Annotated in this window: 11 protein-coding genes; 8 read left to right on the plus strand and 3 right to left on the minus strand. The window is 44.9% G+C overall.

The genetic code is table 11. The annotated features are described in order from the left end of the window. Nucleotides 1–225: 225 nt before the first annotated feature. Both ylqF and EDI28_RS16055 read right to left on the minus strand, forming a co-directional pair. Complete coding sequence (gene ylqF, locus EDI28_RS16050; protein ID WP_128784897.1) at nt 226–1,188, minus strand: ribosome biogenesis GTPase YlqF; 963 nt, start codon at nt 1,186–1,188, stop codon at nt 226–228. A gap of 277 nt (nt 1,189–1,465) precedes the next feature. After that, nucleotides 1,466–2,365 carry a helix-turn-helix domain-containing protein gene (locus EDI28_RS16055; RefSeq protein ID WP_128784898.1) on the minus strand — a complete coding sequence of 300 codons (900 nt, stop codon included), beginning with the start codon at nt 2,363–2,365 and terminating at the stop codon, nt 1,466–1,468. Nucleotides 2,366–2,560: 195 nt separating this feature from the next. Here EDI28_RS16055 and EDI28_RS16060 point away from each other — a divergent pair, with 195 nt between their 5' ends. The 7 genes from EDI28_RS16060 to sufE all read left to right on the plus strand — a co-directional run bounded on the left by EDI28_RS16060 (nt 2,561) and on the right by sufE (nt 9,781). Next, the gene (locus EDI28_RS16060; protein WP_128784899.1) at nt 2,561–3,712 is read left to right on the plus strand and encodes a Kelch repeat-containing protein; all 1,152 of its coding nucleotides are present in this window, start codon (nt 2,561–2,563) and stop codon (nt 3,710–3,712) included. A gap of 326 nt (nt 3,713–4,038) precedes the next feature. Continuing rightward, nucleotides 4,039–4,413 carry an iron-sulfur cluster assembly accessory protein gene (locus EDI28_RS16065; protein WP_128784900.1) on the plus strand — a complete coding sequence of 125 codons (375 nt, stop codon included), beginning with the start codon at nt 4,039–4,041 and terminating at the stop codon, nt 4,411–4,413. Between the two features lie 11 nt (nt 4,414–4,424). Continuing rightward, the gene (gene sufB, locus EDI28_RS16070; protein ID WP_164918576.1) at nt 4,425–5,900 is read left to right on the plus strand and encodes a Fe-S cluster assembly protein SufB; all 1,476 of its coding nucleotides are present in this window, start codon (nt 4,425–4,427) and stop codon (nt 5,898–5,900) included. Nucleotides 5,901–5,912: 12 nt separating this feature from the next. Beyond that, nucleotides 5,913–6,659: a Fe-S cluster assembly ATPase SufC gene (gene sufC, locus EDI28_RS16075; protein ID WP_128784901.1), complete on the plus strand. Its 747-nt coding sequence runs from the start codon at nt 5,913–5,915 to the stop codon at nt 6,657–6,659. Beyond that, nucleotides 6,634–8,019, plus strand: a complete 1,386-nt coding sequence (locus tag EDI28_RS16080) for a SufD family Fe-S cluster assembly protein (RefSeq protein ID WP_128784902.1) — start codon at nt 6,634–6,636, stop codon at nt 8,017–8,019. Before sufC ends, EDI28_RS16080 begins: the two co-directional genes overlap by 26 nt. Beyond that, a complete protein-coding gene (locus tag EDI28_RS16085; protein ID WP_128784903.1) occupies nt 8,016–9,311 on the plus strand; it encodes an aminotransferase class V-fold PLP-dependent enzyme in 1,296 nt (431 codons plus the stop codon). Before EDI28_RS16080 ends, EDI28_RS16085 begins: the two co-directional genes overlap by 4 nt. 11 nt (nt 9,312–9,322) lie before the next feature. Then, the gene (gene sufE, locus EDI28_RS16090) at nt 9,323–9,781 is read left to right on the plus strand and encodes a cysteine desulfuration protein SufE (protein ID WP_199287447.1); all 459 of its coding nucleotides are present in this window, start codon (nt 9,323–9,325) and stop codon (nt 9,779–9,781) included. 127 nt (nt 9,782–9,908) lie between these two features. On the opposite strand, the gene EDI28_RS16095 is transcribed toward sufE, so the two are convergent. Beyond that, nucleotides 9,909–10,922, minus strand: a complete 1,014-nt coding sequence (locus EDI28_RS16095; RefSeq protein WP_128784904.1) for a YdcF family protein — start codon at nt 10,920–10,922, stop codon at nt 9,909–9,911. Nucleotides 10,923–11,100: 178 nt separating this feature from the next. On the opposite strand from EDI28_RS16095, the gene EDI28_RS16100 reads away from it, so the two are divergent. Beyond that, a complete protein-coding gene (locus EDI28_RS16100; protein WP_128784905.1) occupies nt 11,101–11,496 on the plus strand; it encodes a VOC family protein in 396 nt (131 codons plus the stop codon). The last annotated feature ends 57 nt before the right edge of the window (nt 11,497–11,553 follow it).

Genomic DNA, 11,553 nt, shown 5'->3' on the forward strand with positions numbered 1-11,553 from the left:
GAATTTAGGGTAGTTGATCGGTTGGCATTATCTAAATCTGAAAGCCGCAGATATGGTACATAATCTTTTGTCGTTAGACATATTGGTGCTGTTTTCAGTAGCGGGGAAGCAGTACCATTTTTTCTTTGAATGCGGTGTAAACTGGATAACGTTATTTAACTTATTTGAGATATAAAAAATGCTGCCAACTGGCAGCATTTTGGGTATTCAAGAGGTGCATCTAGATTAACGCTTATTGCGCAGGTAACGCTTGCGGCGCTCTTCTTTCTTCTTAATCTGCTGTTCTTTCTTAATTTCAGCTTCAATCGCTACATTGACCAGCTCTTCGGTGATCATCTCAGGGCGTTCCATAGTGATCTGGCCCAGAGTGCCGTTACGTAGCTCGTTGATCAGGATTTCAGATGCCTTATGCAGATCGACTCGACCACCGCCTCTTAGGCATCCTCGTTTGCGGCCGATCTCTTCCATCAACTCGATTTCTGTTTCTGGTAGCTCATCATCAAGGTTGTAGCGTGCTTTGATCAGCTCCGGATAAGCCTCTTTAAGGTATTCGACTGTAAAGAAAGCCACATCAATATAGTCCATTGCTGTGTCTTTGACTGCGCCTGTTGCAGCTAGGCGGAAACCACTGTGCGGGTTTTCAACCTTCGGCCACAAAATTCCCGGCGTGTCAGAAAGTACGATACCGTTCTGCAGGTTGATACGCTGCTGTTGGCGTGTAACCGCAGGCTGGTTGCCCGTTACTGCCACGGAGCGACCTGCAAGGGTATTGATGATAGTTGATTTACCGACATTCGGGATCCCCATGATCATGGTGCGAATGTTCTTGCCCATTTCTTCACGGTGGGGGGCAAGCTTGCGGCAAAGCTCGGTGATCTTGTTTACTTCGTTGATATTTTCCGTCGTGATTGCAATTGCTTTAACACCTTGTTCTTTCTCAAGGTGCTCAATCCACATCTGGGTCATTTCAGGATCGGCCAAGTCACGTTTGTTAAGAACTTTAACGACAGGCTTATCATTATCACCATGTTGACCACGGAAAGATTTGATCAGCGGGTTTTCGCTACTGAAAGGGATGCGAGCATCAAGTACTTCAATAATGACATCGACTTTTGGAATGGCTTCTTCAATTTCTTTGCGAGCCTTGTGCATGTGGCCCGGGAACCATTGGATAGTCTGACTACTCATTTGAAAAATAACCTTTTAATAATTCTGATTGTCGCGTTGGGGGACATGATGGGGTACAAAAAACAAATATGAAAACGCTGGGGTACATATCCCTTAGTTTTAGCTTATTGATTTGGTTGTCCACGGCGTTCATGACATAGGCCCGCAAAGCGTAACGATTTTTGTGATCTTAACACTTAATTGGCAGTAACGGAAAAGTATGAAGTCTTGATAGCAAGGTGTGATGAAAAACCCGGCAAGATGCCGCGGGCTCCATGTTTCAAGTTAAGTTTTGTTTTTAGCGATTTAGAGTAATTTTTCCAATCGCATAAGGTCCTTGCGCATCGGGGTCTTGCTCATTGTGTAGGTTCAGCCAGTATCCCTTAGCCGGGCCAGAGCGAGGCATATGAAGTACTGCCGTTCCTATCCACATTTCTGAACGTGCGTCATCGGTTATTTCATAAACGATGGCCACCGTATCACCAACGTGTTTTCCTGATGCCACAAATAGTGCTTGTTGATGCTTTTCACCCTCATCTTTGATGTGAGACCAGAATATATCTCCAGTCATTGTAATATCTTCGCCGATAGTTTGAGTTTTAAGGTTTTCAAGCTCATAGATATAGAGTTTGGAATGCAGGTTTAATGCCTGTCCTATCTCATTGGCGTTTAGGTCAATCGCCTTACCTTGATATAGCGCAGAAAAGGAGGGAGATGAATTGACACTTGATGGCGCATAGTTTGATGAGTACAGCCCGAAACTAATAACCATAGCTAATAGCATTAGAAGCATTGCTATAATTCTACTGCGTTTGTTATATGTTGATGATGCTGTTTCCTTTGTTACTTCAGTCGACTTTTCTTCCGATAAAGCTCTATCTTCTCTCGTAGAGGAGTATTCAACGTCGGTGAGGGTGGGGACTTGGTCAGGTTCGAATTCTTGTGCCAGTTGCTCAGCCTTGTTGATATCGAGTTGTAGTAAGTTGGCAATTTTAGCTATTTCATCTGATTGAAAAGTCTCTGGTTTTTTCCACCTAAGATAGAGCGTAGACTCACCGATACCTACCATTCCGGCTAATTCCTTGATGGATATTTTACGGTTTTTGCCGTTTATGTCCCCATCATGACGAAATTGATTTATTTCGAGTTCAAGCTTCGACCTAAGCCTGCCCATATTAGTCATACCCTTATAATTCATGCATTTAGAGCCTCTAAGAGCTACATCTTATGCCTTAGTCGGGGCAAATTGCAAATCATAATTGGCTCACTAAGATAACTCCATATTATCAATTGGTTGTCGGTGCCGGATTGGGCTTATGCATCGATATGGGTCGCTTGGACCAGGTTATTACAAATTTTGTTCAGATTAATTTTCAGACAGGAATCAGTAGCAATGGCTTGTTATAAAACTTCTCTCTCTTTATTGGCTGCAATGTGTGTGCTGACGGCATGTGGAGGCGGTGGTGATTCAGCCCCGAAACAAACTGCGGAGACTATTACTTCACCTTCACCTTCATCATATCAATTAGAGAAAACTTACCAACTGCCGTATAAATATCAAATGGGTAACAGTGTGTTTGTTGATGGAAATAAGCTGTTATTCGCGGGAGGTGAATCCGGGGAGCCAAATGGAACTCGGCATGACGGCCACCCTGCATATGCAACCAGCGCTTATATTCTTGACCTGGATACCAATACACTCAGTGAGTACCAGACTAAAGGATATTCAGGGCATGCTATGAGTAGTGGCACGCCTGCCAGCGGTATTGATCAGCCGAAAGTGATACAGCTGGCACCCAATAAATATGCTATTACTGGTGGTTTTCAGTACACCACAACTGCCTTTGTGCTTGACCATAATATTAAGTCGATTCAAAGCTACGATACCGATATTCAGGTGACAGACAATAGTGGTTTAAATACCACCTCATTCTTTGCCGATTCGGCAGGTGCTGCTGCATTGGATAATGGTGATTTTGCTCTGTTCGGGTTTAACAATGGCCTTTATGGTATGGATACTATCGCTCGCTTTGATGCTAATAACTCGCTTAGTTTTAGTCAGGCCAATGCAGTGCTAACCAAAGCGCGTGCAAAAGTAGATGCATACACGTTGGTAGACGGTCGTATATTACTGGTTGGCGGTTGGGATGGCTCGGCTGATCTCAGTGAAGGCAGTGCGACTCGTCGAGCTGAAATCTATGATCCGGCCGCAGATACTATCCAAAGGGTTGCTGATTATCCTGTTCCTAAATATCAAGGCCAGCACTCCGGTTCCACTCTTACCAGTGATGGGAAGGTGTGTGTCGGTGAATACACCTTCCGGATCGGTGAGAATCGCTGGGAAGAAGGATGTGAAGCTGCCAGAATACTTCAAACGGATTTTCATCCTGATGGATATAAGGCCATGTTGATAGCCGAAACAACAGATGGGCGACTGGTTTATCAGGAGATCAGTTCAGAAACAGAATCATATGATGACGCATGCAAATGCAAACCGTATAAGACGGGTACGAAAGTGTATGTATTCGCCAAGAATGAGAGTTGATTAACAGACTTGAGGGTGTATACCTGTTGTAGGTCCGAATTAAATAAAGTGTCATTATCGTTGTAATCTGGGATCCCCGAGTAAATGTAATTTTCTCGGGTTTCTCTTGTAAGTCATTATCTTGTATATATTAAATCACCCACCATTTTTCCCTACCGACACCTTTTTTTAATTATCACTAAGTACTTGATTAAATTTAATATCCTTACCTTTTGTATGACTACTGGCTTAAATACGGTCTCTTCGAAATATTGCTTGAACAACCGGTGATAATAGTTATCATTACCGTTAATTTTGTCCTACAAAAAGGTGTTGTGAGGCAGGTTATGGAACAAGAAAATAGATCTGTACAGGCATTTGATATCGACAGTGAACCTTGGCAAGGGGTGCAATTGACCTCGGCTGCGGCAAAGCAAATCGTAACTTTAATGCGTGCTAATCATGCTCTCGGACTACGTTTGTCGATTCGGCCGTCGGGGTGTGTGGGCTTTTCGTATCAGCTCGATTTAGTAGTGTCGGTGGTTGACTCTGATCTGCAGTATCGTCATGGCGACAGCTGTCTGTTTGTCGATAAAGAAGCGATGCCCTTCGTTGATGGCACAGAAGTCGATTATGTGCGTGAAGGTATCAATCACACATTTAAATACAATAATCCCAGAGTCAAAATGGCCTGTGGTTGTGGCGAAAGCTTTTCTGTCTAAAGGCCGGGATCATGAGTGTAGATATACAAGCCGACGTTAAAGAGTGGGTGGAAAAGGCCAGTTACAAGGAAGGTTTTTATACCCAGCTCAATGTCGACAAGATTGCCAAAGGGCTCAATGAGCAAGTCGTTCGGCTTATCTCTGCCAAGCGTAACGAACCGGAGTGGATGCTGGCGTTTCGATTGAAGGCGTTCGAGATCTGGCAGCAGATGCCAGAGCCTCATTGGTTGAAGGCTGATTATACCCCGCTCGACTATCAGCAATATAGTTATTACTCGGCTCCTCAGTGCGGTTCATGTAATACAAACGATGAAGAGGATTCTGCGGCTGGCAAAGATGCCTCGTTTCTTACTGATGATGTGGAAGCGGCGTTTGATTTGCTGGGCGTCCCGACGCGAGAAAATAAAAACGGAATTGCAGTCGATGCCATTTTCGATTCGGTCTCCGTTGCCACCACTTACCGGGACGAGCTGCAAGATCTCGGTATTATCTTTTGTTCTTTCAGCGAGGCCATCCACCAATTCCCTGAGCTTGTTCAGCAGTATCTGGGCTCCGTCGTACCGCCGGAAGATAACTTCTTTGCTGCGTTAAATGCAGCCGTCGCCTCTGATGGCACCTTTGTTTATATTCCGCCCGGTGTGCATTGTCCGCGTGAGCTATCGACCTATTTTCGTATAAACGAAGCCAAAACGGGTCAATTTGAACGGACGATATTAATTGCGGATAAAGGTGCCTACGTTAGCTATATCGAAGGGTGCTCTGCGCCGGTGCGAGATAGTTACCAGCTTCATGCCGCCGTGGTGGAGGTGATTGTACTCGATGATGCCGAGGTGAAATATTCCACGTTGCAAAATTGGTTCTCTGGTGAAGAAGATAGCGAAGGAGGCATCCTTAATTTCGTCACTAAGCGCGCAGTGTGCGAGGGACGCAATGCCAAGATGTCATGGACCCAGTCTGAAACCGGTTCTGCGATTACCTGGAAATACCCCAGTGTGATCCTCAAGGGGGATAACTCGATTGGGGAATTTTTCTCGGTGGCATTAACTAACGGCATTCAGCAGGCGGATACCGGCACCAAGATGATCCACATTGGCAACAATACCCGATCGACCATTATCTCCAAGGGAATTTCGGCAGGGCGAAGCCAGAATACCTACCGAGGGCTGGTGCATGCTACGCCGGAAGCCAAGAATGCCCGTAATTTCACCCAGTGTGACTCCATGCTGATTGGCGATCTCTGTGGGGCGCATACTTTTCCCTATGTCGAAGCTAGGAATAATAGTGCGCATATAGAGCATGAGGCGACAACCTCCAAGATTGGTGATGACCAGCTATTTTACTGCTTGCAACGTGGGATCAGTGAAGACGATGCGATCTCAATGATTGTGAATGGCTTTTGTAAGAATGTTTTTGTTGAGCTGCCGTTGGAGTTTGCGGTTGAAGCTCAAAAATTGTTATCGATCAGCCTCGAACACAGTGTCGGCTGACGGAGAAATACTATGTTAAAGATTAATAATCTCCATGTGTCGGTTGAAGGCACAGACATTCTCAAAGGGATAAACCTAACGGTTAATTCCGGCGAGGTGCATGCCATTATGGGCCCTAACGGATCCGGTAAAAGTACGTTATCCAGTACACTGGCTGGCCGTGAAGAATACGAAGTGACGGCTGGTAATATCCTGTTCAAGAATAAAGATATTAACGACTTTGAGTCGCATGAACGTGCGGGGGAGGGCATTTTTCTAGCCTTCCAGTATCCGGTTGAAATTCCTGGGGTGAGTAATAAGTTTTTTTTGCAAACGGCGCTTAATGCTGTGCGTAAATATTGCGAACTTCCTGCATTAGATCAGTTTGATTTTAATCATTATGTAAAGGGTAAGATTGCGTTGCTACAGATGCCGCAAGATTTGCTCAACCGCTCAGTAAATGTTGGTTTCTCCGGTGGTGAAAAAAAACGTAATGATATTTTGCAGATGGCAGTACTAGAGCCGGATCTCTGTATTTTGGATGAGACTGATTCTGGTCTGGATGTCGACGCACTTAAGACGGTGACGAATGGCGTAAATAGCTTAAGAGATGGTAAGCGTGCATTTATTATTGTTACCCATTACCAGCGTATTTTAGATTATATCGAGCCCGATTATGTTCACGTGTTATATCAGGGCAAGATCATTAAGTCAGGTGACCACTCATTAGCTTGTGAGATTGAGGAAAAAGGTTATGGATGGCTCATTGATGCAGAATAAACAAATGTATAAGGGAAAGCTGCCCAAATATAATCACATCGATGACTCTGGTCTTAAATCTCTTTATTTGGCGTTAGGGGAAAGGTCGCAATTTCAGCAATCACAATGGAAGCAGTTGGCAGAGAAAGGCATTCCGACAAATAAGCATGAAGATTGGAAATATACGCCTTTAAACTTAATGATTCAGCCATCAAGGTGCTGGGCTAATCGAGTAATGGGCATTGATGATTACTTGGATGCCAAGATCTTGCAGTTATCTATTCCGCTTAATGCCAACCTCTTGGTGTTTGTCGATGGTGCCTATCGTACTGAACACTCTAAGATCGTGAGTTCGGAATCATTATCTGTGATGCCAATGGATAGTTGGAACACCGATCAGAGAAGAGATATAGACCAGGGAATTGCAACAGATTTTGTTAGCCAAATGAGTGAGGCGCTAGCACAGGATGGTGTATACATTCGGGTTCGTAAAGGCGCACAGCTAGTGCAGCCAATCTATTTGCTGCATTTACATACCTGCAAGCCCCATGCAGCCGCTCATTACCGTCATCACTTTCATCTTGCTATGCATGCACAGGCCGAATTGATTGAGCATTATGTTTCCCTTTCTGATACTGAGGTTTTTTCGAATTCCTCGGACGTTTCTGAATCCGCAAAAATAAGTGCATCGACAGGATCCCGCCTAACGGTGAATGTTGCGTCCAATGCCAAGCTTCAGCACATTAAAATAGTTGAAGAGAATAGCCACCATGTTCACTTTGCCCATAACGATATACATATGGGACATGATGCAAGTGCGGTGAGCCATGTGTATTTCCTTCAGGGGCAGTGTTGCCGTCACCAAACGAGCGCGCGCTTTAAAGGTGACAATGCGTATTTGGCGATGAACAGTTTGGTGTTGCCCAAACAGCAGGATGTGTTTGATTCGCGTACATATACCGAGCATTGCCTCCCATACTGTCGAAGTGAGCAACTGCATAAAGTGATTGCTAGCGATCAAGGTAAAGGGATTTTTGACGGCATGATTTTAGTGTCCAAGGGAGCAATAAAAACAGATGGTCAAATGGACAACCGTAATTTATTGCTTGGCGAACAGTCGCAAGTATTCAGCAAACCCAAGCTTGAGATATACGCCGACGATGTGAAATGTAGCCATGGTGCAACGACGGGGTCTATTGACCCAGAGCAATTGGGCTATATGCAGGCGAGGGGAATGAGTAAGGCAGCGGCCAAGCATGTGCTAACCCAAGCTTTTGCTTTTGACGTCGTCGATCAGCACAAGGTGCTTACCCATAGTGATGATCATGACACCCTGGCCGTCTGGCTTAAAGATCGTATAGCAGAGAGGTTGGCGCTATGAGTCGTCACGGTATTTCTATTGCTCAGGTTAAGAGTGATTTTCCTTTATTAAAGCAGCATGTGAACGAGAAACCATTGGTGTATCTCGACAGTGCAGCCAGTGCTCAGAAACCGTTGGAGGTGATTGAGCGGATCAATGATTTCTATCAAAACGAGTATGCGTCGGTTCATCGTGGGGTTCATCACTTAAGCGCTGAAGCTACCTCAAACATGGAGACCGTTCGCCAGCAGGTATGCCAATTTATAGGCGCAAGTCAGCGAGAAGAGATTGTCTTTACCTCGGGGACGACCGAGGCCATTAATTTGGTCGCCAATAGCTATGGCCGTATCAATTTTAAATCCGGTGATGAAATTATTGTCAGCGAGATGGATCATCACGCCAATATCGTGCCGTGGCAAATGTTGGCGGAAGCGATGCAACTGAACATCAAAGTTTGGCCAGTCAGTGATAACGGTGAACTCAGTCTTGATAGCTTGGTTTGCTTGTTATCGGAACGAACAGTGTTGGTAGCCGTGTGTCATGTGTCGAACGTACTGGGTACCGTTAATCCGATCCGGGCTATTGCCGATATTATTGATCGTCATAATACCGCTTTAGAGCGGGGGGCAAGCTCTGGCGATAGTGGTGTTTCAAACCGGGCGAGAGTGCGCTTTCTGGTTGATGGTGCCCAAGCCGTGATGCATCAAAAAGTCGATGTGAAACAACTCGGATGTGACTTTTATGCATTCTCGGGCCATAAGGTTTATGGCCCGACAGGCACAGGGGTGTTGTATGCTAAGCATGATTTATTGCAGAACATGCAACCTTGGCAAGGTGGTGGCTCAATGATCCAGTCTGTCGACTTGTATAAAGGGACTGAATTCAATGCCGCGCCGTGGCTGTTCGAAGCGGGAACACCAAATATTACCGGCATTATGGGATTAGGTGCGGCCTTACGTTATCTCAAGCGGGTAGGTTTTGAACAGATCTCAGTACATGAGAATAAGCTAACTCAGATGGTGCTGGAAGCATTACGCAATATTCCTGAGGTGTGCATTTATGGTCATGCTGAAAGCCGGGTAGGGGTGATTGCTTTTAATTTAGGGAAGCATCATGCATTTGATGTGGGTGCTTTTCTTGATCGTTATGGAATCGCGATTCGAACGGGTCATCATTGCGCAATGCCATTGATGCAACGTTATGGGGTTAAAGCGATGTGTCGGGTATCCCTTGCTATGTACAACACGTCAGATGATATAGCGAAGCTGGTACATGCCCTACGTCATATTCAGAAGTTATTGCAAAATGCATAGGAATAAAAGAAATGCCGAGTAATTTAGCTCGTATTAATTTGATTGCGGTCGATATGAACAGTGAAAAGATCAAGCGTAACCTATTAAGCTGCGATGACTGGGAAGAACGTTATCTCTATATTATCCATTTGGGCAATCAACAACCCACTATGATTGACGAAGATAAAACTTCTGATACCGTGATCCATGGCTGCCAGAGTCAAGTGTGGGTTAAAATTACTATTAACTCTCGTGGTGAGTTCGGCTTCACGGGTGACAGTGATGCCAGCTTGGTGAAAGGGTTAATGGCAATGGTGTTTATGGTTTACGAAGGTAAAACAGCGGAGGCCATTTTAGAATTTGATATCCATGGTTTCTTTGATGATATGCAGTTACACCATTATTTGACTCCGACCCGGAGTCAGGGATTGGTGGCAATGGTTGAAGCAGTAAGAGCCAAAGCACTAAATACCCTTGTTGTGGAATATTAATCCACAGTACATCCTTATTTTTTAAAAAGCCCCGGCCAGTTTATCTATGCCGGGGGGTTATCGTTAAAAGTTGTTAGCGTTGGGCCGACCGTCGATGGCGAATTGCGGGTAGCTTTTTGCCTCAAAGCTATATCTGAACCAGTGGCTCACAGTTAAATGCCGGTAACCCGAATCCCCTCAGCGCATCGATATAGCAATTTCGCCTGATTTGGCCTGTCGGAACACTGCAGTTCGATAATCCATCTTTTACGGCAAGATGATTGAATTTGATAGGGTGAAAATCGATATCTCTTTGTAGGGTTTCAAACAAAATATGTGAGCGGTGGACATGGATCGAGGCACTGATGAGTGTTGCAGATTGAATTTTATGCTGTTTGAGTAGCGCCAGACTTAGTTTGGCGTTGTCGATGGTATTGGTTGCCTGATCTTCTTCAATAATCCTTTCCGGCTTAACACCACGCTCTATTAGCCAGCCCTTCATTTGCTGTGACTCTGTTTTTCCCTGCTTGGCGAGCCCTCCTGTGACAATAATTAGGCTATCGGTATGACGGTAAGCAAGCTGAAGTGTTAGTTCAAGTCGCTGGATAAGGAGAGGAGCCATCGAGCCGTCGTCATTGAGCATATAGCCGAGAGCAATGATAGCGTGGCGTGCTGAAGGTTCTAGGTATGGTACAACGCTATTTGGTGGCAATACGGCAGCTTTCTCTTCAGGCAATTTAGGTGCTGACAATATTGTAACGATAATTTTTAGCAGTGCTCTAACATTGGTCTCGTCTTTATAACTGATATGTCGGAGCTCCTTGAGGTAGTGCTCGACTCGCAGGTGCTTACCCTCATAGTGATACCAAACCGTCAAATAGGTAAGAGCCTTGCTTCGTTCAGTATCAGAACGGGCGGTAGCTAGGCAGTCATGGTAACTATGCAGTGCTTTGGTGATCTCGCCTCGGAAACTCTGCATGTTGGCAATGGTCAGAGCTAAGCCCAAATGGTTCGGAAGGTAGGGTATCGCTTTGGAGAGGTAATACTCAACGGCTTCAAGGTTAGATACGTGATGGCCCTTAAGCGGATAGTGCATTCGATTCGTGCTGTTATAGGCATTTAATGCCTGTCGTAAGCTTGCTTCCACCATCGATTTTCTCATTATAGCGCTTTATTTGTTTATAAATCAGAATGCTACAGCTTAATTATGAATTCAAGTGAGAGTGAAGATAAAGAAAAAACGACTGAAGAGTATGCTTGATAAGACAGAGGCGTTGATGTTTTCGACTATTGTTATACCAATCTACGTAAGTAGTTGTAGCAAGAAGAAGGAGCAGAGAATGAGTAATCTATTTAAACAGCACGGAGCATTTAGCTGGTCAGAGCTAGTGACGGATGATCCCGAGAAAGCCATTGCTTTTTACACCGATGTTATTGGGTGGGAAGTGGAAGCGATGCAGATGCAAGAAGGGGTCTATTATGTTTTGAAAACGGGGGGAGAACCTGTTGGTGGGATTATGGCAAAGCCGCAAGAGTTCAGTAAAATGCCAAATTATTGGGGAACGTATATTACTGTTGATGATGTTGATGCAATATTAGCGCAGGCTGAGCTGTCTGGTGGGAAAGCGGTATACCCACCAATGGATGTTCCCGGTGTTGGCCGAATGTGTGCCATTTCAGATCCTGGCGGAGCGATTGTTTCGGTTATTACTTATGAAGAAAACGACTGTGAATAAAATAACCGCCTGTTAATTCAGGCGGTTATGGTGTGTCTTAATGGTTTCAGGTTGATT

It is taken from the genome of Photobacterium chitinilyticum (assembly GCF_004104355.1).
Taxonomy (GTDB): Bacteria; Pseudomonadota; Gammaproteobacteria; order Enterobacterales; family Vibrionaceae; genus Photobacterium; species Photobacterium chitinilyticum.